General features: G+C 66.5%; 21 protein-coding genes and 2 tRNA genes. 18 read left to right on the top strand and 5 right to left on the bottom strand.

Going from position 1 to position 24,844, the window contains the following annotated elements:
• Positions 1-46: 46 nt before the first annotated feature.
• The 4 genes from OIM94_RS05530 to OIM94_RS05515 all read left to right on the top strand — a co-directional run bounded on the left by OIM94_RS05530 (position 47) and on the right by OIM94_RS05515 (position 5,004).
• Positions 47-2,248 carry a family 1 glycosylhydrolase gene (locus tag OIM94_RS05530; protein WP_264609095.1) on the top strand — a complete coding sequence of 734 codons (2,202 nt, stop codon included), beginning with the start codon at positions 47-49 and terminating at the stop codon, positions 2,246-2,248.
• Positions 2,249-2,359: 111 nt separating this feature from the next.
• Positions 2,360-2,995, top strand: a complete 636-nt coding sequence (locus OIM94_RS05525; protein ID WP_264609094.1) for an ATP-dependent Clp protease proteolytic subunit — start codon at positions 2,360-2,362, stop codon at positions 2,993-2,995.
• Positions 2,996-3,139: 144 nt separating this feature from the next.
• On the top strand, positions 3,140-4,405 hold the full coding sequence (gene clpX / locus OIM94_RS05520) for an ATP-dependent Clp protease ATP-binding subunit ClpX (RefSeq protein ID WP_264609093.1): 1,266 nt from the start codon (positions 3,140-3,142) through the stop codon (positions 4,403-4,405).
• A gap of 5 nt (positions 4,406-4,410) precedes the next feature.
• Positions 4,411-5,004 (top strand): GNAT family N-acetyltransferase, encoded by a 594-nt coding sequence (locus OIM94_RS05515; RefSeq protein ID WP_264609092.1) that lies wholly within the window; start codon positions 4,411-4,413, stop codon positions 5,002-5,004.
• Here OIM94_RS05515 and OIM94_RS05510 read toward each other — a convergent pair whose 3' ends face one another.
• The 3 genes from OIM94_RS05510 to OIM94_RS05500 all read right to left on the bottom strand — a co-directional run bounded on the left by OIM94_RS05510 (position 5,005) and on the right by OIM94_RS05500 (position 7,980).
• Complete coding sequence (locus tag OIM94_RS05510) at positions 5,005-5,601, bottom strand: hypothetical protein (RefSeq protein ID WP_264609091.1); 597 nt, start codon at positions 5,599-5,601, stop codon at positions 5,005-5,007.
• A gap of 97 nt (positions 5,602-5,698) precedes the next feature.
• On the bottom strand, positions 5,699-6,298 hold the full coding sequence (locus tag OIM94_RS05505; RefSeq protein ID WP_264609090.1) for a methyltransferase family protein: 600 nt from the start codon (positions 6,296-6,298) through the stop codon (positions 5,699-5,701).
• Complete coding sequence (locus OIM94_RS05500; protein WP_264609089.1) at positions 6,295-7,980, bottom strand: M1 family metallopeptidase; 1,686 nt, start codon at positions 7,978-7,980, stop codon at positions 6,295-6,297. The genes OIM94_RS05505 and OIM94_RS05500 overlap by 4 nt, the downstream gene beginning before the upstream one ends.
• Before the next feature lie 251 nt (positions 7,981-8,231).
• Here OIM94_RS05500 and lon point away from each other — a divergent pair, with 251 nt between their 5' ends.
• The 6 genes from lon to OIM94_RS05470 all read left to right on the top strand — a co-directional run bounded on the left by lon (position 8,232) and on the right by OIM94_RS05470 (position 16,961).
• A complete protein-coding gene (gene lon / locus OIM94_RS05495) occupies positions 8,232-10,688 on the top strand; it encodes an endopeptidase La (protein WP_264609088.1) in 2,457 nt (818 codons plus the stop codon).
• 157 nt (positions 10,689-10,845) lie between these two features.
• Positions 10,846-11,118 carry an HU family DNA-binding protein gene (locus tag OIM94_RS05490; protein WP_264609087.1) on the top strand — a complete coding sequence of 91 codons (273 nt, stop codon included), beginning with the start codon at positions 10,846-10,848 and terminating at the stop codon, positions 11,116-11,118.
• Positions 11,119-11,228: 110 nt separating this feature from the next.
• A tRNA-Val gene (locus tag OIM94_RS05485) sits at positions 11,229-11,303 on the top strand.
• Positions 11,304-11,438: 135 nt separating this feature from the next.
• Complete coding sequence (locus OIM94_RS05480) at positions 11,439-12,329, top strand: DMT family transporter (protein WP_264609086.1); 891 nt, start codon at positions 11,439-11,441, stop codon at positions 12,327-12,329.
• A 202-nt stretch (positions 12,330-12,531) separates the two neighbouring features.
• The gene (locus OIM94_RS05475) at positions 12,532-14,187 is read left to right on the top strand and encodes a hypothetical protein (protein WP_264609085.1); all 1,656 of its coding nucleotides are present in this window, start codon (positions 12,532-12,534) and stop codon (positions 14,185-14,187) included.
• 86 nt (positions 14,188-14,273) lie between these two features.
• Entirely contained in the window at positions 14,274-16,961 is a 2,688-nt protein-coding gene (locus OIM94_RS05470) for a TonB-dependent receptor domain-containing protein (protein WP_264609084.1), read from the top strand.
• A 52-nt stretch (positions 16,962-17,013) separates the two neighbouring features.
• Here the strand turns inward: OIM94_RS05470 and OIM94_RS05465 are convergent, their stop codons facing one another.
• Positions 17,014-17,679, bottom strand: a complete 666-nt coding sequence (locus OIM94_RS05465) for a prolyl hydroxylase family protein (RefSeq protein ID WP_264609083.1) — start codon at positions 17,677-17,679, stop codon at positions 17,014-17,016.
• Between the two features lie 119 nt (positions 17,680-17,798).
• Here OIM94_RS05465 and OIM94_RS05460 point away from each other — a divergent pair, with 119 nt between their 5' ends.
• The 3 genes from OIM94_RS05460 (at position 17,799) to OIM94_RS05450 (ending at position 20,191) form a co-directional block, all read left to right on the top strand.
• Positions 17,799-18,977, top strand: coding sequence for an ATPase, T2SS/T4P/T4SS family (locus tag OIM94_RS05460; RefSeq protein WP_264609082.1), 1,179 nt, complete (start codon positions 17,799-17,801; stop codon positions 18,975-18,977).
• Positions 18,978-19,032: 55 nt separating this feature from the next.
• Positions 19,033-19,109, top strand: a tRNA-His gene (locus OIM94_RS05455).
• 32 nt (positions 19,110-19,141) lie between these two features.
• Positions 19,142-20,191: a Glu/Leu/Phe/Val family dehydrogenase gene (locus OIM94_RS05450; RefSeq protein ID WP_264609081.1), complete on the top strand. Its 1,050-nt coding sequence runs from the start codon at positions 19,142-19,144 to the stop codon at positions 20,189-20,191.
• Between the two features lie 39 nt (positions 20,192-20,230).
• Here the strand turns inward: OIM94_RS05450 and OIM94_RS05445 are convergent, their stop codons facing one another.
• The gene (locus OIM94_RS05445; RefSeq protein WP_264609080.1) at positions 20,231-20,803 is read right to left on the bottom strand and encodes a TMEM165/GDT1 family protein; all 573 of its coding nucleotides are present in this window, start codon (positions 20,801-20,803) and stop codon (positions 20,231-20,233) included.
• A gap of 306 nt (positions 20,804-21,109) precedes the next feature.
• On the opposite strand from OIM94_RS05445, the gene ccmC reads away from it, so the two are divergent.
• From ccmC to OIM94_RS05420, 5 genes are read left to right on the top strand one after another with little or no spacing between them, the layout of a single operon-like run.
• Complete coding sequence (ccmC, locus tag OIM94_RS05440; RefSeq protein WP_264609841.1) at positions 21,110-21,829, top strand: heme ABC transporter permease CcmC; 720 nt, start codon at positions 21,110-21,112, stop codon at positions 21,827-21,829.
• The gene (locus OIM94_RS05435) at positions 21,826-21,957 is read left to right on the top strand and encodes a hypothetical protein (RefSeq protein WP_264609079.1); all 132 of its coding nucleotides are present in this window, start codon (positions 21,826-21,828) and stop codon (positions 21,955-21,957) included. The genes ccmC and OIM94_RS05435 overlap by 4 nt, the downstream gene beginning before the upstream one ends.
• On the top strand, positions 21,954-22,388 hold the full coding sequence (ccmE, locus tag OIM94_RS05430) for a cytochrome c maturation protein CcmE (protein ID WP_264609078.1): 435 nt from the start codon (positions 21,954-21,956) through the stop codon (positions 22,386-22,388). Before OIM94_RS05435 ends, ccmE begins: the two co-directional genes overlap by 4 nt.
• Positions 22,385-24,316, top strand: coding sequence for a heme lyase CcmF/NrfE family subunit (locus tag OIM94_RS05425; protein WP_264609077.1), 1,932 nt, complete (start codon positions 22,385-22,387; stop codon positions 24,314-24,316). The genes ccmE and OIM94_RS05425 overlap by 4 nt, the downstream gene beginning before the upstream one ends.
• On the top strand, positions 24,313-24,840 hold the full coding sequence (locus tag OIM94_RS05420; RefSeq protein ID WP_264609076.1) for a redoxin family protein: 528 nt from the start codon (positions 24,313-24,315) through the stop codon (positions 24,838-24,840). Before OIM94_RS05425 ends, OIM94_RS05420 begins: the two co-directional genes overlap by 4 nt.
• The last annotated feature ends 4 nt before the right edge of the window (positions 24,841-24,844 follow it).

The following is a 24,844-nucleotide window of genomic DNA, read 5'->3' as shown; positions in this document are numbered from 1 at the left end:
ATGTGGGGTGTAGGCTTTTGTTTTTGCAACCGTCGAGGTCGCTAGCGTGCAACCACTCGAACTTTGGGGCGGTGCAGAATGCACCGTCAATCGCGTCGGCGATCGCTTCCGCGACCAGGTGCGAGAAACGGGCCATCACGACAGGAATGAGGATCTCGATCGCATCGCCGCACTTGGCGTACGCGCGGTGCGCTTCCCCGTGCTCTGGGAACGTGTGTGTCCCGACGATCCGGCGCTCTGCGACTGGACCTGGAGCGACCATCGCCTGGCGCGGCTCCGCGCGCTCGGAGTGCGGCCGATTGCGGGGCTGGTCCATCACGGCAGCGGCCCGCGGCGCACCAACCTGCTCGATCCCGATTTCGGCGCCAAGCTGGGCGACTATGCACAGCGGGTCGCCGCGCGCTATCCTTGGATCACCGATTGGACGCCGGTCAACGAGCCGCTGACCACCGCCCGGTTCGCCGCGCTCTACGGTCACTGGTACCCGCATGCCCGCGACGAGGGCAGTTTCTGGCGGGCGCTGGTCCATCAGATCGAAGGGGTGGCGCAGGCGATGGCGGCGATCCGCGCCGCGGTCCCGGGCGCCCGGCTGATCCAGACCGACGATCTCGGCAAGACCTATGGCACGCCGGCGACGCAGGTGCAGGTGGCGCATGACAACGACCGTCGCTGGATGGGGTGGGACTTGCTGTGCGGTCGCGTCGTGCCGGGGCACCCGCTATGGGCGCGGCTGACCGGCCACGGCCTGGGCGGGAAGCTCGAGGCGCTTGCCGGTGCACCATGTCCTCCCGACGTGATCGGCATCAATCACTATCTGACCAGCGACCGCTTCCTGGATGAGCGGGTTGCGGCCTATCCGCCGGCGATGCGCGGCGGGAACGGCCACATCGCCTATGTGGATACAGAGGCGGTGCGGGTGCTGGATCCGGCACCCAAAGGGCTGGCGAACGCGCTTTCCGAGGCGTGGGCGCGCTTTGGCATCCCCATCGCGATCACCGAGGTGCACAATGGCTGCACCCGCGAGGAGCAGATGCGCTGGATGCGCGACGCCTGGGCCGATGCCGAGGCGGCGCGTGGGGCGGGAATCGCGGTGCAGGCAGTAACGGCCTGGTCGCTGTTCGGCGCGTCGGGCTGGAACACGCTGCTCACCGCGCCTGGCGTCCACGAGCCAGGCGTGTTCGACGGTCGTGCCGGCCTGCCGCGGTCAACCGCGATGGTGCCGCTGCTCAGGGCGCTGGCGCGCGGCGAGCATCCAACGCATCCCGTGCTGGACGGCGAGGGCTGGTGGCGGCGCGACCTGCGCGTAACCCATCACCGCCACCCGCACCCCGAGCCCGGTCTGGACCGCTTGCTCTCGCGACGAGGGCGCCGGCCGTTGCTGATCACGGGCGCCACCGGCACGCTCGGTCAGGCGCTCGCTCGCACCTGCGCCGCGCGCGATCTCGCCTATGTGTGTACCGATCGTGCGACACTGGACCTGACGGACGAGGATTCGATCGCGGCGGCGCTCGACACGCATCAGCCTTGGGCGGTCCTCAACGCGGCAGGGTGGGTGCGGGTGGACGAAGCAGAGGCGGCGGCGGATGCCTGCTTCGCTGCCAACTGCACGGGTGCTGTTGCGCTCGCCAGGGCGGCGGCGGCGCGTGGCATCGCCACCGTGAACTTCTCGAGCGACCTCGTGTTCGACGGGGCGCTCGGTCGCGGCTATGTCGAAGCCGATAGCTCCCGTCCGCTGAGCGCCTATGGCCGCAGCAAGGCCGCGATGGAAGCGGCGGTCGGCGCGCTGGAGGGGCGGCACCTGATCGCGCGAACGGCGGCGTTCTTCTCGCCCTGGGATCGGCACAATTTCGCCGTGCACAGCGTGGCGGCGCTGGCCGAGGGGCGGCGCGTTGCAGCGGCACAGGATCAGATCGTCTCGCCCAGCTACGTGCCAGACCTGTGCAACGCCGTGCTCGACGCGCTGATCGACGAGATGGTTGGCGTGCTGCACCTCGCCAATCAGGGGGAACTGAGCTGGGCGGGCTTTGCGGTCGAGATCGCTAGGGCTTGCGGGCTGCCGACGGCGCTCGTCGATCCCGTGCCCGGGGCGTCGCTGGGGTGGCGCGCGGCGCGCCCGCCGCAGGTGCCGCTCGTCAGCACCATGATGCCGCCGCTCGAGGCTGCGCTTCAAGCCTTTGCCGACGCACCGGAAACGCGGGAGCTGATCGCCCGGGCCGAATGCGCCGCGGATGCCCTGCAACTGGCCTGACGGGCGGGCTCCGGCAAAGCCCCTCTTGCGCTGCGCTGCCGGAGCGCCGATGTTGGCGTGGGCAATACAACAACCACGAGATCATCCCACATGCATCCGCTTTCTGGTCAGATGACCATCGATCCCGTTACCGGCGCACTCGTTCCCGTCGTCATCGAGCAGTCGAGCCGCGGCGAGCGCAGCTTCGACATCTATTCGCGCCTGCTGCGGGAGCGGATCGTTTTCGTCACCGGCCAGGTGGAAGACCACATGGCGTCGCTGATCACCGCCCAGCTGCTGTTCCTCGAATCGGAAAATCCGAAGAAGGACATCTGGATGTACATCAACTCGCCGGGCGGCGTCGTCACGGCGGGCATGGCGATCCACGACACGATGCAGTATATCCGTCCGCGCGTCGGCACGGTGTGCATCGGCCAGGCGGCGTCGATGGGGTCGTTCCTGCTGGCCTCGGGTGAGCCGGGCCTGCGTGTGGCGCTGACCAATGCCCGCATCATGCTGCATCAGCCCTCGGGCGGTGCGCAGGGCATGGCGTCGGACATCGAGATCCAGGCCAAGGAAATCCTGCGGATCCGCGCGCGCATGAACGCGCTCTACGCCAAATATACCGGCCAGCCGATCGACAAGATCGAGACGACGATGGACCGCGATTCGTTCTTCGAAGCCGAGGAGGCTAAGGCCTTCGGCATCGTCGACCAGGTCTACGAGAAGCGTCCGGTGCCGACCGAGGATGCGGCAGCGGGTAATTAATACTATATGCCTATTCCCGGCCGCCTGACGATTCCCGGTGCATGGAACGTCAGGCGGGCGGGGCGATTATGGATTGCCGGAACTTCGCCTGCGTGTAGGATGGCAGGCGAGCGTAGCGCGCCCGAGGCGCGAAGGATGGATTGAATGACCAAGCTCAGCGGCGGTGACTCGAAGAGCACGCTCTATTGCTCCTTCTGCGGCAAGAGCCAGCACGAGGTGCGCAAGCTCATCGCCGGCCCGACCGTGTTCATCTGCGATGAGTGCGTCGAGCTGTGCAACGACATCATTCGCGAGGAAACCAAGTCCTCGCTGGTGTCGAAGAAGGACGGGGGCGTCCCGACGCCGCAGGAAATCTGCGACGTGCTTGACGATTACGTCATCGGCCAGAAGAAGGCGAAGCGCGTTCTGTCGGTAGCGGTGCACAACCACTACAAGCGGCTGAACCACGGCGCCAAGGGTGCCGATGTCGAGCTAGCCAAGTCGAACATCCTGCTCGTCGGTCCCACCGGCTGCGGCAAGACCCTGCTCGCGCAGACGCTTGCCCGCATCCTCGACGTGCCGTTCACCATGGCCGACGCCACCACGCTCACCGAAGCCGGCTACGTCGGCGAGGACGTGGAGAACATCATCCTCAAGCTGCTCCAGGCCTCCGACTATAATGTCGAGCGGGCGCAGCGCGGCATCGTGTATATCGACGAGATCGACAAGATCAGCCGCAAGGCCGAGAACCCGTCGATCACGCGCGATGTGTCGGGCGAAGGCGTGCAGCAGGCGCTGCTTAAGCTGATGGAAGGCACCACCGCGTCCGTTCCGCCACAGGGCGGCCGCAAGCATCCGCAGCAGGAATTCCTGCAGGTGGACACGACCAACATCCTGTTCATCTGCGGCGGCGCCTTCGCGGGTCTCGAGAAGATCATCGGTGATCGTCTGCAGGGCAAGTCGATCGGCTTCGGCGCGCACGTCGCAGCCCCCGACGAGCGCCGCACCGGCGAATTGCTCCGCCAGACCGAGCCGGAAGATCTGCTCAAGTTCGGGCTGATCCCCGAATTCGTCGGGCGTCTGCCGGTGATCGCGACGCTCGAGGATCTCGATGTCGAGGCACTGATCAAGATCCTGACCGAGCCGAAGAACGCCCTGGTCAAGCAGTATCAGAAGCTGTTCGACATGGAGGCGGTCAAGCTCGGCTTCACCGACGACGCGCTCACCGCCGTCTCGAAGAAGGCGATCGAGCGCAAGACCGGCGCGCGCGGCCTCCGCTCGATCCTCGAGGGTATCCTGCTGGACACGATGTTCGACCTGCCCAGCATGGACGGCGTCGACGAGGTCGTGGTCGACAAGGACGTGGTCGAGGGTCGTAAGGAGCCGGTTCGCATCTACGCCAAGAAGGAAAAGGCCGGCAGCGCCGCCTGATCCCGATGGAACGGCCGATCGAGACGCGCTCGGCCGTTCCCGAAGACCGCGCGGGCATCGCCGCGATGCTCGGGCGGGCGTTCGTCGAAGACCCGGTGTTCGGCTATATCTTTTCGGACAAAGAGACGCGGCAGCGACAGTTGCCGCGTCTCTTTGCGTTGATGCTGGGGTCCGATCTCAAGGCTGGCTACGGCATGGTGGCGGGTGACGGCGAGGCGGTGACGCTCTGGCGACCGCCTGGACGCGCTCGGGTCGGCTGGTGCGAGATGCTGGCGAGTGCCCCGGCGCTGGTGCAGGCACTCGGCGGTTCGCTAGTCCGCGCATTGCGTGCCAGCGCCGCGGTCGAGGCGCATTTCCCGGCGGAGCCGTTCCACTATCTCCACATCGCTGGCTGCGATCCGGCAGCGCAAGGGCGGGGGCTTGGCGGCGCCGCCATCATCGCCGGGCTCGCCGCCGCACCGCGCGGGGTGCCGATCTATCTGGAGACGGCCACGGAGGCCAATCTCGGACTGTACCAGCACTTCGGCTTCGTCGTCACCGATAGCTGGCGTGTGCCGGACGGGCCGCCGCTCTGGTCGATGTGCCGCCGGGCAAAGTGATCATTCGGCAGGGGTGTCGAGCCGCGCAGGCCAGGGCAGCGCCTTCAGAAACTCGACGAAGCTCTGGTGCAGATCGCTGTCGCGCGCCCAACTAGCCCGTGCCGCAACCAGCCATTGGCCTCCGGCCGGACAGAACAGATAACTTTCCGACGTCAGTGGCTGGTCCTTGCCCTCCAGCGTGCCGCTCAGGGTGAAGCGGGCGTGAAAGCCAGTCGCGGGCAGGCGGCCGGTGGGGGAGGGCCAGCGATCGCTCTCCACCCGTTTCACGTCGGTGTAGCTCGTCTCGACGTTTCGTTCGATCTCGGCGAAATTGTCCGCACAATCGCGGCCGGGCGGGGCGGGGTAGACGTAAAGCGTCACCAGTCCCAGATCGCCGCCGCGGCGCAGCGCATATCCGGCGCTGACGTCGAGCCCCTCGGCATCGAACAAATGGATACGGGTGCGCAGCGCGTTGCCTAGCCGTTCGGGGAACACCATGCCCGTCGCGGCATGGGTCCAGTCGCCGTCCGCGCGCAGGTCCTGCTGCGCGCGTGCCGGCAATGCCGTCATCGCAAGCATTGCGCCGAGCATCAGGCCGCAAAACTTCATCTTCCTCACCCAGGCATCCTGGTTCCAGCGTCGTACCGGCGCTGAGATTCGCAGACCCTAGCCGCCGATGCAAGCCGAGGGGATACGCCGGGGCGCCCGGCGCGGTTCAGAACAGCTTTGGCACGAACCGTTTAACGCGCGCGGCATACACCGCATATTCCGCACCGAAGTGGCGGCGGAGCAGCGCTTCCTCCTCCTGCACGCGGATCCAGGTGCCGGCAGCGAAAAGAGGGAAGCCGAGGATCAGGCCCCGGCCGTGCCCGAAGGCGATCCCCAGTGCCAGCAGCATCGCGAACAGGCCGGTATAGATCGGATGGCGGATGGTAGCGAAGGGTCCCCAGGTCACGAGGTCGTGATCGGGACGGGTGCGCGGCGCGAAGCTCCAGTTCCGGCCCATCGCCACTGCCGCCGAGAGGAACATCCCGATGCACGCCCCGATCAGCACGCCGACGATCACCGCCTGGCCCCAGGCCGCGGCAGACGCCGTTGGCAGCGTGGTGTGGAGCGGTCCGAAGGCGGTCGCCAAAAAACCGCCCGCCTGCAGCAGCATGCCAAGGCCGCCACGGCGGCCGGTCTGTACCGCGGTTTCCGGGCGGCCGACCCGGAAGCGCACGAAGAGAAGTGCTGCGATGAAGAGCAGCAGGCCGATCAGCAGCACGGCGAGCGCGGGCTTGCCGATCGGCGTGGGGGCGACGAGCGCGATCATCGGCCACGGCCCGCGCGCTGGACTGCGTCGACCGCATCCGACTGTCGCAGCACATGGGCGTTGGGATCGAGCACGACATGCGCGCCGGCGGGAACGGTGAGCGTGGCGGTACCGCCGGGCATCGGTACCCGTTGCAGCGCGCCATCGATCGCCAGGTCGACAGGCAGCGGGAAGGGACGGTCGCCCGGCGTCTTCCACCGCAGCATAAGCTGGTTCCCGGTGCGCGTGCTGATCAACTGCGGCAGTCCGGCGGAATATAGATAGACGTCGAAGAACCAACGCAGATCCTCGCCGGCCACCTCGCGTACGATTCCGATATATTCCGGGGTGGTACCGAAGCGCGGCTTGAAGTTGCCGGGCTTCGGATCGGGCCGGCCATAGACGATCCGGCGTGTCGCCTCGAAGAACTTCTCGTCGCCGATCAGGTAGCGCAGCGTGTGCAGTACCCAGGCGCCCTTGTAGTATATGTCCTGGCCCGGGCCACCCTTCTCGTCCTCATACACCTCCTCCTCGGTACGGATCTTGCCCGAGACGATCGGTGCCTTGTTCATGATCGCGAGGCGGAACTGGTCCATCATCGCGGCATAGCGAGCATCGCCTTCGCGCCACTGGCCGTAGAGCGGCTGCATGTACTGGGTATAGCCTTCGTGCAGCCAGTAATCGTCCCAGTTGGCGGCGGTCAGCTGATTGCCGAACCATTCATGGCCGAGCTCATGCTGGAAGATCTCGTCATATCCCGACGGCGTCTTGCGATAGTTGTTGCCGTACGCATTGATCGTCTGGTGCTCCATGCCGAGATGTGGCGTCTCGACCACGCCCAGCTTCTCGTCGCCCCAGGGGAAGGGGCCGATCATGCTTTCGTAAAAGTCCACCGTCGGCGCGAACTCGGCAAACAGGCCTTTGGCCTTCTCCTCGCGGCCCGGCAAATACCAGTATTGCAGCGGAAAACTGTTGCCGAAGCGGCTCTTATAGTCGGCGCTCAGCTCCTGATAAGGCGCGATGTTGAGCGCGACATCGTACGGATTGGGGCTCTTGGCGCGCCAGTGCCAGATGGTGCGCCCGTCATCGAGCGTCTGCACGCGCAGCAGCTTCCCGTTGGAAGGAGCCTTCAGACCGGCGGGTACGGTGATGTGGAGATCGACCAGCTCCGGTTCGCCCTGCGGAAAGTCTAGGCACGGCCAGAACAGGTCGCAGCCATAGCCCTCGGCGGTGGTGGCGACCCAGGGCCTCTTCTCGCCGGGCGTCGTGGCCCAGACCAGGCCGTCGTCCCAGGGTGCCCGCACCGCGACGTGCGGCGTTCCGCCATAGCTGATCTCGGCGATCACCTTGTCGCCGGCCTTGAGTGGGCGGGGCAAGGTGATGAACAGCCGGCCGTCGGGGTTGCGCCATTGGTTCGCCTTGATCGCCTTGCCGTCGATGCGGATCGCGCTGACCGGCAGGTTCTTGTCGAGATCGATCTGCAGCACCGCTTGCGGTGCGCTGGTGCGCAGCGTCAGCGTGGCGCGGCCTTGCAGCGTGAAGCTGGCGGGGAGCACCTCGATCGCGAGATCGGCATGTTCGAGGCGGAGCGCGGCGCGCTCGGGTGCAATTACGCCGCCCGACGCCTGGGTCGTCGGCGTGATGGCCGGCTCGCCGCGCTTCTGTGCCTGTGCAGTGCCCGTCATCGCCGCCATGGCAGCCATGGCGTACGCGAATCTCGAAATGTTCAAAGCGACCCCCAACATGCTTTGTGTTCCGTTGCAGCGCCGAATCGACGGCCGCGACGCCGGCATGATAGCGAGGGTTGGCCGCGAAGCGAGGGGGCCAAGCGTCGGCTGGGACTGGCGTTTTCCACGGCAATCTGGGTTAATACCCCCACCCGATTGATGCGCCCGTTCCGGGCCCCATATATAGGGCCTATGATGCCCCTCCTTGGGGCGGACCCGGAGTTTTCATGAAGCAGTCCTATCCCGTCCTGCCGCTTCGCGACATCGTCGTCTTCCCGCACATGATCGTGCCGCTGTTTGTCGGCCGTGATAAGTCGGTTGCGGCGCTGGAAGCGGCGATGGCTGCCGACAAGGAGATCTTCCTCGTCGCGCAGCTCGATCCGGCCGAGGACGATCCCGGCCGCGAGGATCTCTACGATACCGGCGTTTCCGCCGAAGTGCTGCAGTTGCTCAAGCTGCCCGACGGCACCGTGCGCGTGCTGGTCGCCGGCAAGGAGCGCGGCAACCTCCTGTCCATCGAGGAGACCGGCGCCTATCTCACCGCCCATGTCGAGCCGGTCGAAGAAGGCGACACCTCGCTCGAGGCCGCGCAGGAGGGCGTCGACGACGCCGTTTCAAACCTCAAGCCGGAGGATCTCAGCCCCGAGCTGAAGGCGCTGATGCGCTCGGTGGTCGAGCAGTTCGAGAATTACGCAAAGCTCAACCGCAAGCTGCCGGCCGAGACCGCCGTGCAGCTGGGCGAACTGGAGGATCCGTCGCGCTTGGCCGACGCGGTTGCCGCGAACATCTCGGTCAAGGTCGCCGACAAGCAGGCCTTGCTGGTCGAAAACGACCCCCAGAAGCGTCTCGAGATGGTTTTCGCCTTCATGGAAGGTGAGCTGGGCGTGCTGCAGGTCGAGAAGAAGATCCGCAGCCGCGTCAAGCGCCAGATGGAGAAGACGCAGCGCGAGTACTACCTCAACGAGCAGCTCAAGGCGATCCAGCGCGAGTTGGGCAATGAGGGCGAAGAGGGCGAGGGCGACGAGGTCGCCGAACTCACCCAGAAGATCGCCACGCTCAAGCTCTCCAAGGAAGCGCGCGCCAAGGCGCAGGGCGAGTTGAAGAAGCTCAAGACGATGGCGCCGATGTCTGCCGAGGCCACCGTCGTGCGCAACTATCTCGACGTGCTGCTGGGCCTGCCCTGGGGCAAGAAGTCCAAGCTGAAGAAGGACATTGCCGAGGCGCAGGGCGTGCTCGACCAGGATCATTATGCCCTGGAGAAGGTGAAGGACCGGATCGTCGAATATCTCGCGGTCCAGGCGCGCACCAACAAGCTGAAGGGGCCGATCCTGTGCCTCGTCGGCCCGCCGGGCGTCGGCAAGACCTCGCTGGGCAAGAGCATCGCAAAGGCGACCGGCCGCGAGTTCATCCGCCAGTCGCTGGGCGGCGTGCGCGACGAGGCCGAGATCCGCGGCCATCGCCGCACCTATATCGGCTCGCTGCCGGGCAAGATTGTGTCGAACCTGAAAAAGGCCGGCACCTCGAACCCGCTGTTCCTGCTCGACGAGATCGACAAGCTCGGCCAGGACTTCCGCGGCGATCCCGCGTCGGCGCTGCTCGAGGTGCTGGACCCGGAGCAGAACAGCAAGTTCAACGACCACTATCTGGAGATCGACATCGATCTGTCGGACGTGATGTTCGTGTGCACGGCAAACTCGCTCAATCTGCCGCAGCCTTTGCTCGACCGCATGGAGATCATCCGGCTCGAGGGCTATACCGAGGACGAGAAGGTCGAGATCGCCGAGCGGCACTTGGTCGCCAAGCAGGTCGACGCGCATGGCCTTAAGGAGGGCGAGTTCCTGCTCACCAACGAGGGGCTGCGCGACCTGATTCGCTACTACACCCGCGAGGCGGGCGTGCGTACGCTGGAGCGCGAGATCGCCAAGCTCGCCCGCAAGAGCCTGCGCAAGATCCTCGAGGGCAAGGAGACGCAGGTCACCATCACCCCCGAGAATCTCGCGGACTTTGCCGGCGTGCGGAAATACCGCTTCGGCGTGGGCGAAGAGGAGCACCAGATCGGTGCGGTCACCGGCCTCGCCTGGACCGAGGTGGGCGGCGAGTTGCTGACCATCGAAAGCGTCACTGTCCCCGGCAAGGGCGCTATCAAGACGACCGGCAAGCTGGGCGACGTGATGAAGGAATCGGTGGAAGCCGCGTTCAGCTTCGTCCGCGCGCGCAGTCCGAGCTATGGCATCAAGCCGAGCCTGTTCGCGCGCAAGGACATCCACGTCCACCTGCCGGAGGGCGCGGTGCCGAAGGACGGGCCGTCGGCGGGCATCGGCCTGGTCACCTCGATCGTCTCAACGCTCACCGGCGTCGCGGTTCGCAAGGACGTGGCGATGACCGGCGAGGTGACGCTGCGGGGCCGCGTGCTGCCTATCGGCGGCCTGAAGGAGAAGCTGCTGGCGGCGCTGCGGGGCGGCATCAAAATGGTGCTGATCCCGGAGGAGAATGAGAAGGATCTCGCCGAAATCCCTGCAAATATTCGCGAGGGTCTGGAGATTGTCCCGGTTTCGCACGTCGACGAGGTTTTGCGGCTTGCGCTGACCGAGCCGCTCACCGCAATCGACTGGTCGGATGCCGATGAACTCGCTACCCAGCCACCCGCCGGCGTGCCGGCGATTGGAGATGCACTGCATCATTGACATTCCGTAACTTTTCTGACGCAATCGCGTCCGAAAGGCTTTGACTCCGGCGGCTCGCCCGTGCTGACTCGCACGCCAGCGAAGCCGCCGCGACTCATTTGGCCATCCATCACATTCAACGCGGTATCCCGCACAGTTTCAGGGGGTTTGCACCAGCATGAACAAGCAAGAGCTGATCGCTCAGGTCGCCGACGTCTCCGGTCTCGCCAAGGGCGATGCCGTGAAGGCCGTCGAATCAGTGTTCGACGTGATCACGGCCGCGCTCAAGAAGGGGGATGAGGTCCGTCTCGTCGGTTTCGGCACCTTCTCGGTCAGCAAGCGCAAGGCCTCGACGGGCCGCAACCCGCGCACCGGCGAAGAGATGACGATCAAGGCATCCAATCAGCCCAAGTTCAAGCCGGGCAAGGTGCTGAAGGATTCGGTCAACTAAGCACCGAAAAAAATTGCGGGGCGTGCGCGAAACGGGGCTGGACAGGCCCGCGTCGGCGCCGTAAAGGCCCGCTTCCCGTTTCGGCCACAGGGTTTCACCCGCCGGCCAATGGGCGCGTAGCTCAGTGGTAGAGCACTGTGTTCACACCGCAGGGGTCGCTGGTTCAATCCCAGCCGCGCCCACCATATAGAGAAGCCCGTCGGACCCCGGTTCGACGGGCTTTTTCGTTGTCCGTCAGCCCTCATCGGCGTAGGCGATCGCCACACCCGACCGTCGGCTTAATCGATCCCCGCGCCGGGCAGCGGAGGAGGCGGTTTTCGATGTTGTGGGCAGGTGCGACGGTCGCTGCGGCCGCATTCCAGGTGGCGCGCAACGCCTTCCAGCGAGGCATGATGGCCTCTAGCGGACCTTGGGGAGCGACGCTGGTGCGCTTCCTGTTCGGTCTGCCCTTTTCCACCGCGCTGATGCTGGTGGCAATTGCCTTCGCTGGCGCGGCCCATCTGCACCCGCAGTTCGGCCTGGCCTTCTGGTGGCCGGCGCTGATCGGCGCGCTGGCGCAGGTACTGGCGACAGCGGCGCTGCTGCAGGCGATGCACCATGCCGGCTTCGCGGTCGGGACCGCCTTGCAGCAAAGCTCGGTGCCGCTTGCGGCGCTGGCGGGGCTGCTGGTGTTCGGCGATACGCTGAGCGCGATCGGCTGGATCGGCGTTGCGGTCACCACCGTGGGGCTCGCGGTGCTGGTCTGGCCGCGCAACGTGGGCGGGGAGGGCCGCCTGGTGCCCGGCGTGGCATATGGCACGCTTTCCGGATTGCTGTTCGGTCTCGCGCTCAACGGCTTCCGCCATGCGGGCCTTGCGCTGGAGCCGCAACACCCCTTCTTTGCAGCGGTGACAACCGTCACGCTGGTCCAGGCGGTACAGACGGCGGCGCTCGGAGCGTTTCTGCTGTGGCGCGATCCCGCAGCGTTGCGCGCGGTGATCGCGGGATGGCGCGGCTCGCTCGGCGCGGGGCTGTTTGGAGCGCTCGCCTCCACCGGCTGGTTCTTCGCGCTTAATCTTGCGCCCGCCGCCGCGGTGCGCTCGCTCGGCGTGGTGGAGATGCCGATCGCCGCGGTCGCCGGCCACCGCCTCTTCCGTGAGGCGTTGACGCTACGTCAGGCGATTGCCGGAGTTGCGGTCTGCCTGGGCGTGGTGCTCACTGCCGGCCTCTAGCGCACAGTGTGGCTTTCGTACCACGCTGGGGCGACGTCACTCAACTGTCATCTAACTGTCTCCGAAGTTTCTTCGAGGTCGCATGGGGGCGTCATTTCAGCCGCCTAGCGCCGGGCTGCGGCCGACGGGGGAACAGCCGAGTCGATCCCGCACAGAATCGCATTCGCGCAAGAACATCGGCGTCCGCCGAAACGGAGACTTTATGGCCAGCTTCAAACGCCTTGCCCTTATCCTGATGACGAGCTGCGCGGGTGCCGCGCTTTCGGCGTGCGACGGCGCGAACGACATCGCTTCGCCGGGCACCGGTGGCAATGTGATCATCAATAACCCGGCGCCGACCCCGGCCCCGAGCCCGACGCCGACCCCGACCGCGACGCTCGTCACCCCCGCCACGGGCTGCCCGACGATCGCCGATCCGAAGGGCCTGACCGACGATGGTACGATCACGGGACCGACCGGCACCTGGCGCGTGTGCACGCTGCCCGCGATCATCTCGAAGAGCATTGAACTGCCGAAGATCGCTGGCCTGCTCTATCAGCTCAAGGGCCGCGTCGACGTCGGCTGCGATAGCGGCTTCTCGGCACCGACCACGGCCGCGCCGCGCGCCAGCTCGACCGTCGGCTGCACCACCGCAAACGGCTTCACGCTCAACGGCAGCAGCCAGCTGACCGCCGATACCAACGTGACGCTCACCATCCAGCCGGGCGTGATCCTGTTCGGTGGCACCGGCACCTCGTGGCTCGCCGTCAACCGCGGCAACAAGATCAACGCAACCGGCACCTCCACCGCGCCGATCGTGTTCACCAGCCGTGACAACGTGCTCGGCATCAACAACGACGCGTCGTTCGGCCAGTGGGGCGGTGTGGTGCTGCTGGGCCGCGGCCGCATCACCGACTGCAACACCGGCACCACCGCGGCCGGCACCTGCGAGCGCGCGACCGAAGGCTCGGCCGATCCGGCCGTGTTCGGCGGCGCAGATGATGCCTACAATGCCGGCACGATGAAGTACGTCCAGATCCGTTACTCGGGCTATGTGCTCGGCGCGGACCGCGAGCTGCAGGCGCTGACCACCGAAGGCACCGGCAGCGGCACCACGCTCGACTATATCCAGAGCCACAACAGCTCGGACGACGGCATGGAGTTCTTCGGCGGCACCGTGCGCTTCAAGCACTACATCGCCACTGGCGCCGACGATGACAGCCTCGACATCGACACTGGTCTGCAGGGTCTGTTCCAGTACGTCCTGCTGATCCAGCGCGCCGGCAAGGGCGACGCCCTGATGGAAGTCGACAGCAACGGCAACGAGGGTGACACCCCGCGCCAGGTCACCAAGGTCGCGAACTTCACCGCGATCCAGACCCAGCTGAGCACCGACAACGAAGCCAATGACCAGGCTTCGATCCTGCTGCGCGGCAATGCCGACCTGACGCTGGTCAACGGCCTGGTGATCTCTCCGAACAACGAGTGCCTGCGCATGAACGGTTCGGGCACCACGCCTGCAACGCTCACGGCGCGCTCGGTGGTCCTGCAGTGCAACGCCACCAAGTATCTCGGCACCGGCAGCTACACCGCCGCCCAGGTGGCCACGGCGTTCGGTGCGGGTTCGAACAACAACAGCGACAGCTTCATCAACACGCTGGCCAGCCTGTTCGTGAACGGTGCGACCGAAACCGCCGTCACCGCCACGGACCCGAAGACGCTCGACTCGACCGGCTTCTTCGACACGACCACCTGGATCGGCGCGGTCCGCAACACCACCGATACCTGGTACGCCGGCTGGACTTGCAACTCGGGCTATGCCGGGTTCGACAACACGTCGGTGACGAGCCGCTCGTGCACGTCGCTGCCGACGACCTGAGGCCAAGCCTGACCTGACCGGAGGGCGGGGCGTGGCCATCACGGGCACGCCCCGCCCTTTCCCGATGTACGAACTAGGGGTTCACGATGACCAAGTCGTTGGGGCTTGCCAGCCTGCTGCTTCTTTCTTCCGCGCTCGTCGCGCCCGCGATTGCGTGCGCGCAGACCGCGCCCGCCACGCCCGATCCGCAGACCGGCCCGGCCACCAACGCCGCCGACCAGCCGGCGACCGCGCCCGAGGCCCAGCAGGAGGAGGCGCCGGACGTCTCGGTGCCCGGCGAAATCGTCGTCACCGGCCGCCGGGTGAACCTCACGCGCGACATCCCACAGGTCGTATCGGTGCTGTCGGCCGCCGACATCCAGCGCACGGGTGAAGGCGACATCGCCGGCGCCCTCGGCCGCGTGACCGGACTCAGCGTTGTCGGCAACGGCTATGTCTTCGTGCGCGGCCTGGGCGATCGCTATTCGCTCGCGCTGCTCAACGGCTCGCCGCTGCCCAGCCCCGAGCCGCTGAAGCGCGTCGTGCCGCTTGACCTCTTCCCGACCAACGTCGTCTCCTCGTCGCTCGTCCAGAAGAGCTACTCGGTGAATTATCCGGGTGAATTCGGCGGCGGCGTGATCAACCTCACCACCAATGCCGCGCCGAAGGAAGGCTTTGTCACCATCGGTGGCGGTCTTGGTGCGAACAGCCGCGCGACCGGCCAGCTTGGTTATGTCTATGCCGGCGGCAAGCACGACTGGACCGGCTTTGACGACGGCAGCCGCGATATCGCGCCCGCGCTCCAGGCCTATTTCAACAGCGGCGCACGCCTCAGCTCCGGCAATGTCGATGGCGCCGCCATCGCCAAGCAGCTGGTCAACGGCAAGAACGCGCTGCTCCAGCGCAACCTGAACCTGCCGCCCAACTGGTCGACCAGCCTTTCGGCAGGCAAGTCCTTCGACATTGGCGAGACTACACTCGGCGTGATCGCCACCGCGGGCTACAGCAACAAGTGGACCGTGCGCGATGCGGTTCAGCAATATTCGATCACCCAAGATCTCTCGGTGCTCGAAAGCGACTTCAATCGCGTGCTGACCGACAATCGGGTCGTGCTGAACGGCCTGTTCGGCCTCGGCTTCCAGTTCGGCGACAACAAGCTGCGCTGGACCAACGTCTATATCCGCGACACGCTGAAGAACACGCGTCTCGGCATCGGCAAGCGCCATGGCAACGAGACGACCGACTTCCAGCAGCAGGACACGCGCTGGTTCGAACGCCAGCTGATCGACACGCAGGTGGTCGGCGAGTTCAAGCTGACGCCGACGCTGAGCCTCGACGTACGCGGCAGCTATGCCAATTCGAAGCGCAAGTCGCCGAGCGAGCTGTTCTTCGAATATGTCCGCACGAATGTCTCGGCGGATCCGTACGGCCAGTATTTCATCAACCGCCTCAACAACGGCAATGGCGGCGACGCGACGGTCAGCTATTCCAACCTGAACGAGGATCTCTACTCGGGCGGCGCCGACCTGACCTTCAAGCCGATCCCCGATCTGAGCCTGTCGACCGGCTATAGCTACCTGAAGACCAAGCGCTTCAGCTCGCGCCGCGACTTCCAGTTCAGCGCGCCCAGCACCTTCCCCAACGGCGTGGCCATGCTGCGTCCGGATCTGCTGCTCGGCAGCGCGATCATTGACTATTACAAGATCGCGCTGATCGAGACCAACGAAGGCAATCCGGCGTTCAACGCCTCGCTGCGCAACCATGCCGGCTATGGCCGCGTGGTGTACCAGATCACGCCGGAAATCTCGCTCGATACCGGCGTCCGGTACGAGACGGCGAAGGAGAAGGTCACGCCCGCACAGGTGTTCAGCAGCGCGGGCGCCAGCACCGCCGGTACGAATCTGAAGAACGATTACTGGCTGCCGGCGGCGACTCTCACCTGGCAGTTCCGCCCGCAGATGCAGTTCCGGCTCAACGGCTCGAAGACCATTGCGCGGCCGCAGTTCCGCGAGCTGATCTACCAGTTCTATTTCGATCCGGAGACCAACCGCCAGTATCAGGGCAACCCGCTGCTGCAGGACAGCACCCTGTACAATGGCGAAGGCCGCTTCGAATGGTACATGGGCAATGACCAGCGTGTGTCGCTGGCCGCCTTCTACAAGCGGATCAACAAGCCGATCGAGGCCTTCATCACTGGCAGCGACGTGCTGGTGACCAGCTTCGCCAACGCCCCCAAGGCCAATCTGTACGGTGCCGAGGTCGAGGCGCAGAAGAAGTTCGGGCTCGGCGAGCATCTGGGTGGCGCGTTCTTTGCCGATCGCGACCTGCTCGTCATTGCGAACTACACCTACACCAAGTCGAAGCTGAAGGTGCAGCAGGGCGATCGCACCGCGGTCTATGCGGCCTCGTCGACCAACGCGACCGACTATTTCCGCGACGGCGCAGCGCTGACCGGCCAGTCCGATCACCTGGTGAACCTGCAGCTGGGCATGGAGAAGAGCGGCCTGCTCTCGCAGCAGACCTTCATCCTCTCCTATGCCAGCAAGCGCGTCACCAGTCGCGGCCTTGCCAACCAGAACCAGCCGGACGTGTATGAGTATCCGGGGTTCAACCTCGACTTCGTCGCGCGCCAGGGCGTGATGGTGGCCGGGCATGAGTTCGACGTGAAGTTCGAGGCGCGCAACATCACCGGGCGCCAGTACAAGGAACTCCAGTCGAACGGCACCCGTACGGTGACGTACAACCGCTATTCGCCGGGGACGACCGTGCAGCTGTCGCTCTCGACGACCTTCTGACGGTAAGGAGAGGAGAGGAGCCCGCCGCCGCTGCGGCGGACGGGCTCCCCGCTCACCAGCCCCAGGGCCGCTCGCGGAACCACTGGGTGATCACATATTTGCAGCCCGCGCGTACCTTCATCGCATGATGAATGGTCGCCGGGTTGACGCTGCCGTCGGGACGCAGATTGTTCCATGCCAGCAGCTTGCCCGGTTCGGGCTGGACGATCTTGTCGATCGCCTTGAAGCGCGTGGCGCCGCCCGCTTCGACCGCATTCAGGTACAGCATGACGGTCCAGGTCCGTTGGCCCGCGACGCTGCAATATTTTTCGAAATCGACGCTGCCGGGATCGAAATAATCGGTGTGCGCCTTGAACTCCTGACCCACTGCATAACGCTGGCCCTGCATCGGCTCGGCATGATCGGGATTGAGGCCGATAAAATCTAGAATACGCGCCTTGAGGTCGATCGTCAGCGGATCCTCACTGGCGAGATCGCAGGTCTCGCTGGTGCGAAAGGCATAGTCGTCGCCGGCATTGGCCAGCGTGGAGGGGCGCCGATGCTCGTCGATCCGCGCCATGAGCGCCTGACACTGGCCGGCATCCAGGAAGTTGCGCGCCACGAACAGCGTGACCTTGGGGCTCGGGACCTTCTGCACGCCGGGATAGGCGAGAATGCGGTCGACAACGGGCTCGGAAGGATGGCCGCTGCCGAGATGGGGGAGGGATTGCGCCTGCATGCCTCGCTATTGCCAAAAGGCGCGGCGGCTCGCCAGCGTGACGCGTAAATGTCATGAAAGTGCAGCTTCTACGTCACGAACGCTGCGTACCGCGGCCGCGTCCAGCAGGGGGACGAAGCGTGCAGATTGAAGCCGAACGGCATCGGGAGCTGGTGCCTGGGGCGGATCCATCGACGGACGCCGCCCGAGCGTCACGATTGCTGGAAGCGCTGCTGGCCGATGCCGCAGCTGCCCAGGCATCGCATCTTCATTTTGAGCCAGCTGCCAGCGGCGTGCAGGTGCTGTTCCGGACATCGGGACGGGTGCAGGCGCAGCGCCTGCTTGGTCGCGAGGATGGCGCCGCACTGCTGCGCGGGATTGCCCTCAGCGCAGACCTGCCGGCAGTCCCGCTGCTCCCGCAGCGCGGCGAATTGCGCTGGGGGCGGGAAGTGCTCACCCTTTCGGTGCTGCCGCTTCGCGACGGGCTGCGCATGGTATTGCAGCGGGCGCTGCACCCGGCGGAACATCGAGCGCTGGAAGGCCTCGGCATGCGCGCCGCGCTCGCGCACGACCTGCGTGCCGTGCTGGCGGGCCATGGCCTGGTTCTCGTCGCCGCGCCTGCAGGGCATGGACGCAGCACCACGCTTCGAGCGTTGCTGGAACAGGCCACGAGTCGCAGTCGCCCGGGCCTGGCGGTGGGCAGCGGCGCACAGCTCGAGATGCCGGGGGTGAGCTGGGCGGATGCATCCCCGGTCGCGCCTGCCGAATCGCTGCGTGCCGGCATCGATCAGGATCTGGACGTGCTGATGCTCGATTCGATTGAGGATCGCGCCGCCGCTGCCGCCGCGGTGCAGGCCGCACAGGCGGGGCGGCTGGTGCTGGCCGGGGTGGATGCCGCGAATGCCGTCGCGGCGATCCAGCAGATGCGCACCTGGCGGGTGGAGGCGTTCCATCTCGCCACCGCGCTCTCGCTCGTTCTTGCGCAGCGGCTCGTCCGCCGGCTGTGCCCCGAATGCCGGGAGCCGGTACAGGCGACCGGATCGGTCTCCGCGCTGCTCGGCTTCGATCCTGGCGCGATTGTCTATGCGCCCGCCGGCTGCCCTGCCTGCGGGCATAGCGGGTTCGCCGGACAGATTGGCGTATTCGAATCGATTCGCGGCGATGCGACGATTCGCCGGCTGGTGAACGATGGCGGCGACGCTGCGATTCTCGCGCGCCACGCCTTTATCGGCGCCCCTAATCTGGGCTCGGCCGCCCGCACGCTTGCGCGCACGGGGGTGACGACTCCGGACGAGGCTGTTAGAATTTCCCGCGGATGATGCGTAAGGATCTTGCGCTCCGCTTCGGAGCCCGCTAAGCGCGCACTCCTTCACGGCGACCATAGCTCAATCGGTTAGAGCGCTGGTTTGTGGTACCAGAGGTTGCGGGTTCAATTCCCGTTGGTCGCCCCATTTTCCCCCTTCATCACAGCGCGGATCCATCCATGATCACCGACTGGGGCTTTCCCGATTTCGACGACCACGAGGGCGTTCACCTCTTCTCGGATCGGGCTTCCGGCCTTAGCGCGATCATCGCGGTCCACTCGACAGCGCTCGGCGCTGCTGCCGGCGGCGTGCGCTTCTGGCACTATGCCGATCATCGCGCTGCGATCACCGATGCGCTCCGCCTCTCGCGCGGGATGAGCTACAAGAACGCCATGGCCGATCTGCCGATGGGCGGCGGCAAGGGCGTGATCCTCGCGGACAAGCCGGGTGCGGAAGTGACCCAGGCGCAGCTAGAGGCCTTCGGCCGCGCAGTCGAATCGCTTCATGGCCGCTATGTGACCGCGGAAGACGTCGGCATGTCCGAGGCCCGGATGAAGGTCGTGGCGACCCAGACCAAGCATGTCTCCGGCCTGCCGGTGGCGGCGGGCAGCGCGGGCGGCGATCCGGGGCCGGTGACCGCGCGGGGCGTCTATCTTGGCGTCAAGGCGGCTGCGAAGCGCGGTCTCGGCGTCGATTCGATGGCGGGTGTGCGCGTCGCGATCCAGGGCGTCGGTTCGGTCGGCGGCGGGCTCGCCCGGCTGCTGGCAGCGGACGGCGCCAAGCTGACGCTGGCGGACGTCCATGGCGACCGCGCCAAGGCGCTGGCTGCCGAGCTGGGCGCCGAGGCGATCGACGCCGACGCGATCCTGACCCATGAGGCCGACATACTCAGCCCGTGCGCGCTGGGTGCGATCCTTACCGAGCAGTCGATCGAGGCACTTAAGGTGCGTGTCGTCGCCGGTGGTGCGAACAACCAGCTCGCCACCCGCGAGGACGGCCACCGCCTCCACGCCCGCGGCATCGTCTATGCGCCGGATTATGTGATCAACGCCGGCGGCATCATCAACGTGGCGCTCGAATATCTGGGGCAGGGCGACCGCTCCGAGGTCGATGCGCGGGTCGAGAAGATCCCGGTGCGCCTCGACCAGGTGTGGGACGAGAGCGAAGCGACCGGCGACCCGTCGAGCGAAGTCGCCGACCGGATCGCCCAGCGCCTGATCGGCCGCTGATCCAAGGGCCCTCCCCCTCGCGGGGAGGGTCTTTTGTTTTCAGAGCCAGCCCGCCGTCTGTGCTGCAAGCCACAGGCCGATTGCGACGAAGAGCAGTGCAGCGATGCGATGCACGGTCGTCAGCGGCACCCGCTCGATCACGGCGTTGCCGAGGAGCACCGCGGGCACATTGGCGAGCATCATGCCCAGCGTCGTGCCGGCCGTGACCGGCAGCACCGCATGGAAGCGGGCACCCAGCGCAACCGTCGCTACCTGGGTCTTGTCGCCCATCTCGACCAGGAAGAACGCGATCGCGGTGGTCAGGAACGCGCCGAACCGCGCGGGCTTGGCTTCTTCGTCCTCGTCGAGCTTGTCCGGGATCAACGTCCACAGGCCCATCGCAACGAACGACGCGGCGATGGCGTAGCGGAACCAGACGCTGTCGAGCAGACCTGCAACCTCGGCGCCCACCAGTGCGGCAAGAAAATGGTTGGCGATGGTCGCCGCGAAGATGCCGCAGATGATCGGCACCGGCTTCTTGAAGCGGGTGGCGAGCAGGATCGCGAGCAGCTGGGTCTTGTCGCCGATTTCGGCGAGCGCAACCACGGCGGTGGAGGTAAGCAGGGCTTCCAAGAAAAAACTCCAGGGCCGGGCGGATGCGAATCCAACGACATCGCATCTCCCCGCCCGGCACGAGCGGAGATGCGACGCCATTGGTCTCGCCCGAACCTTGCGGCTCCGCCTGCGCCATGGCCTCTCGACCAAGTATGTTGACGCGGGCGCCCGGTGCGCGGCGCACCGACTGGCTACTCCCCAGATGACGCGCCGCTCCTAGGGGGCAAGGGTGGCGAATGCAAGGCCGCGCGGCCCGAAGGGCGCGTTGAGTGATTCGGTGCTTTGAGTTTGCCTGCAAGCCGGGCTAGTCCTTGCCGCGTGCCGATGCTTCACGCCCTCGCCAATCCGGCGCGCTTCCTCAAGATCGCCCGGCCGCTGACGCCGGCGCTGTTCTGGGTCGGGCTGGCGCTGACGCTGGTCGGCGCCTGGGCCGGCCTTACCCAGACGCCCGCCGACTATCTGCAGAAGGAGAGCGTCCGGATCCTCTACATCCATGTGCCGACCGCCTGGCTCGGCATGGGTGGGTGGAGCAGCCTCGCGCTGGCGTGCCTCGGCTATCTGATATGGCGGCACCCGCTGGCGATCGTCGCCGCCCGCGCCATTGCGCCGGTCGGCGCTGTGTTCGCGGCGCTGTGCCTGGTCACCGGATCGATCTGGGGCCGTCCGACCTGGGGGACCTGGTGGGAATGGGACGGCCGGCTGACCAGCATGCTCCTGCTTTTCTTCGTGTATATCGCCTGGATCGCGCTTGCCCGCGCCGATGCCGAGCGGAGCGGCGACGGGCGCATCCCGGCGCTGTTCGGTGTCGCGGGAACGGTGCTATTGCCTATCATTCGCTATTCGGTGGTATGGTGGAACACGCTGCATCAGGGGGAGAGCATCGGGCTGACCCGCAGCAGCATCGATGCCTCGATGCTGTGGCCCTTGTGGTTCACGCTGTCGGGGTTCAGCCTTCTCTTCGGTGCGATCGTGCTGATGCGGATGCGTGCGCTGCTGGCCCAGCAGAAGGTCGAGGCCCGGCTGCGGCGGAGGGCGGCGCAATGAACCACTGGTGGTTCGTGACCGCCGCCTATCTGGTGGTGGCGCTCGGCGCCGGCGGTCTCGCCGGCGCCAGCTGGTGGGCGATGCGGCGCGCGGAGGCCCGGGCGGAGTCTCTGGGGCGACGCGCGTGAAGGCCAAGCATCAACGGCTGACGCTGGCACTGCTGGCGGTCGCGGCGATCGTCGGGGCGGCGCTGCTGGCGCTTTCAGCGCTCAAGGACCAGGCTGCATTTTTCTACGCACCCGGCGATGTCGCGGGCAAGCCGTTGCCGCTGGGCAAGGCGGTGCGACTGGGCGGCATGGTTCAAACCGGATCGGTCGTGCGTGCGCGGGACGGCGTGTCGATCGGCTTTAGGGTCACCGACGGCAAGGCGGTGGTGCCGGTGCGCTTTCGCGGCGTGACCCCGGACCTGTTCCGCGAGGGATCGGGCGTGGTGGCCGAGGGGCAATTCCAGCCCGACGGCAGCTTCACCGCCGACAATCTGCTCGCCAAGCATGACGAGCGTTACATGCCGCCGCAGATGGCGGGGAAGATGCACAAGAGCGAGTCGCTGGAGCAATGATCGCCGAAGCCGGGCTTGCGGCGCTGTGGCTCGCCACCGCTTTCGCCATCGCGCAGCTGCTGCTGGGCGCCGCCGCGGCACGTGCTGCGGATCCGGTCGTGTTGCTGCCGGGCTTGCGCAAGATCGCGCTGGTCCAGGCGGTGTTTGCGCTGGCTGCCTTTCTCGTCCTCATCTGGCTGTTCGTTACCTCGGACATGTCGGTGCTGCTGGTGGCGGAGAATAGCCATTCGCAAAAGCCAATGCTCTACAAGATCGCCGGCGCCTGGGGGAACCATGAGGGCTCGATGCTGCTCTGGGTCACGGTGCTGGCCCTGGCGGGCGCGGGCGTCGCGCTGTTCGAGCGGCGGCTGGTGGCGGGAACGCTGTCGGCAACGCTGGCGGCGCAGGCGACGATCGCCATCGGCTTCTACGCCTTCCTCGCCTTCGCTTCGAACCCGTTCGCGCGCCTCAACCCCGCGCCGGCGGACGGGCAGGGGCTCAACCCGCTCCTCCAGGATCCTGGCCTCGCCTTCCATCCTCCGACGCTGTATCTCGGCTATGTCGGCCTCTCCGTGGCGTTCAGCTTCGCGGTTGCGGCGCTGCTGATGCGCGACGTAGGCCCGGCCTTCGCCAAGGCGATGCGGCCCTGGGTGCTGGGTGCCTGGATCTTCCTGACGATCGGCATCACCGCCGGCAGCTACTGGGCCTATTACGAGCTCGGCTGGGGCGGCTGGTGGTTCTGGGATCCGGTGGAGAATGCCTCGCTGATGCCCTGGCTGGCGGCGACGGCCCTGCTGCACTCGGTCAATGTGCTGGCCACTCGCGACGGGCTGCGCGCCTGGACGCTGATGCTGGCGGTGGTCGCGTTCTCGATGTCGATGGTCGGCACCTTCCTGGTCCGCTCGGGCATCCTGGTGAGCGTCCATGCCTTTGCGGTAGATCCGACACGCGGCAGCTTCCTGCTCGCGCTGCTAGGCCTCTATATCGGCGGCGCGCTAGCGCTATTCGGCGCGCGCGTCGGCACGGTGACGCAGGGCGCGACTTTCCAGCTGATCAGTCGCGAGGCGGCGCTGGTGCTCAACAACCTGCTGCTCAGCGTGATCTTGGGCGTGGTTCTGATCGGCACCCTCTATCCGCTGGTGGCGCAGGCCATGGGCGTCCAGCTCTCGATCGGCGCGCCGTTCTTCGAGAAGACCGCGGTGCCGATCGCGCTGTTTCTCGTCGCGGGCACGGCGGCGGGGCCGCTGCTGCGCTGGCGCAAGGATACGGCGCAGGCATTGCTGTCGCGCCTCACCATCCCGGTGGCGATCACCGGCATCGCCTTCGCGCTGTTCTTCGCGATGACGGGCTTCGGATCGCCGATCGCCGTGCTCGTGCTGGCGTTCGCCTTCGGGCTCGCCGCCGCCAGCATCGCACCCTTGTGGAAACGCAAGCTGCGGCGCACCCCGCTGCCGATCTACGGCATGGTCGTCGCACATCTCGGCATCGCGGTGAGCCTCGCCGGCATGGCGGCGGACACGCTGTTCAAGCAGGAGCGGCTGGCGGCGGTGGCGATCGGCGACAACCTTGCCGTCGGGCCGTTCAAGGTGACGCTGGTCGAGGTGCGGCCCACGCTGGGCCCGAACTGGTCGGCGATGGAGGCGCGGCTGCAGGTGCAACGCGGCACCGCCGAACCCTTCGAACTGCTCCCCCAGCAGCGGTTCTTCGCCAATCCCCCGACCAACACCAGCGAAGCCGCCATTGCCACCCTTTGGGACGGTCAGGTCTATAGCGTGCTGGGCGCGGGCGACGCGGCGGGGCGGTGGCAGCTCCGCCTGTGGTGGAAGCCGTTCGTCACGCTGATCTGGGCTGGCGGTGGACTGATCGCGCTGGGCGGCCTGCTTTCGCTGGTCGGACGGATCGTGCGTGCGCGGCGCGACGCACGCACGCTGGAAGAGGAATGGGTATGAAGAAGCTGCTGATCTGGCTGCCGCTCGCCCTGTTCCTCGTCGTCTTCGCGCTGGTGGTGAACGGGCTGATCGAACCCAGCGACCGCATCGTCCGGTCGGCGATGGTCGGCAAGCCGTTGCCCGCACTGCACCTGCCGCCGATGCTGGCGGATCGCCCCGGCATCGACAGCAAGGACTGGCCCAAGGGCAAGCCGCGGCTGCTCAATGTGTTCGCCAGCTGGTGCATTCCCTGTGTGGCCGAGGCGCCGCAGCTGATGAAGCTGAAGGCCGCTGGCGTATCGATCGACGCCATCGCGGTGCGCGACACCAATCCCGACGTGCTGGCCTTCCTTGCCCGCAACGGCGATCCCTATGCCCGCATCGGCGATGATCGTGCGATGCGGGCACAGCTCTCGCTCGGCTCCTCGGGCGTACCGGAGACGTTCGTCATCGATTCGCGCGGCGTGATCGTCGACCAGCATATCGGCGATATTCGGGAAGATGATGTCCCCAGGTTGCTCGCCGCGCTGGAGAAGGCGAAGTGAGCTG

This window comes from Sphingomonas sp. R1 (assembly GCF_025960285.1).
GTDB lineage: Bacteria > Pseudomonadota > Alphaproteobacteria > Sphingomonadales > Sphingomonadaceae > Sphingomonas.
Note: the sequence above shows the minus strand (reverse complement) of the source record. Positions and strands in the feature narration are given on the sequence as shown.

Coding starts and splice junctions, on each gene's coding strand:
- OIM94_RS05470 (WP_264609084.1), top strand. CDS start 14,274: ATGACCAAGTCGTTGGGGCTTGCCAGCCTGCTGCTTCTTTCTTCCGCG.
- OIM94_RS05515 (WP_264609092.1), top strand. CDS start 4,411: ATGGAACGGCCGATCGAGACGCGCTCGGCCGTTCCCGAAGACCGCGCG.
- lon (WP_264609088.1), top strand. CDS start 8,232: ATGAAGCAGTCCTATCCCGTCCTGCCGCTTCGCGACATCGTCGTCTTC.
- OIM94_RS05505 (WP_264609090.1), bottom strand. CDS start 6,298: ATGATCGCGCTCGTCGCCCCCACGCCGATCGGCAAGCCCGCGCTCGCC.
- OIM94_RS05420 (WP_264609076.1), top strand. CDS start 24,313: ATGAAGAAGCTGCTGATCTGGCTGCCGCTCGCCCTGTTCCTCGTCGTC.
- OIM94_RS05490 (WP_264609087.1), top strand. CDS start 10,846: ATGAACAAGCAAGAGCTGATCGCTCAGGTCGCCGACGTCTCCGGTCTC.
- OIM94_RS05435 (WP_264609079.1), top strand. CDS start 21,826: ATGAACCACTGGTGGTTCGTGACCGCCGCCTATCTGGTGGTGGCGCTC.
- clpX (WP_264609093.1), top strand. CDS start 3,140: ATGACCAAGCTCAGCGGCGGTGACTCGAAGAGCACGCTCTATTGCTCC.
- OIM94_RS05465 (WP_264609083.1), bottom strand. CDS start 17,679: ATGCAGGCGCAATCCCTCCCCCATCTCGGCAGCGGCCATCCTTCCGAG.
- OIM94_RS05525 (WP_264609094.1), top strand. CDS start 2,360: ATGACCATCGATCCCGTTACCGGCGCACTCGTTCCCGTCGTCATCGAG.
- OIM94_RS05480 (WP_264609086.1), top strand. CDS start 11,439: ATGTTGTGGGCAGGTGCGACGGTCGCTGCGGCCGCATTCCAGGTGGCG.
- OIM94_RS05500 (WP_264609089.1), bottom strand. CDS start 7,980: ATGGCTGCCATGGCGGCGATGACGGGCACTGCACAGGCACAGAAGCGC.
- ccmC (WP_264609841.1), top strand. CDS start 21,110: ATGCTTCACGCCCTCGCCAATCCGGCGCGCTTCCTCAAGATCGCCCGG.
- OIM94_RS05450 (WP_264609081.1), top strand. CDS start 19,142: ATGATCACCGACTGGGGCTTTCCCGATTTCGACGACCACGAGGGCGTT.
- OIM94_RS05425 (WP_264609077.1), top strand. CDS start 22,385: ATGATCGCCGAAGCCGGGCTTGCGGCGCTGTGGCTCGCCACCGCTTTC.
- OIM94_RS05475 (WP_264609085.1), top strand. CDS start 12,532: ATGGCCAGCTTCAAACGCCTTGCCCTTATCCTGATGACGAGCTGCGCG.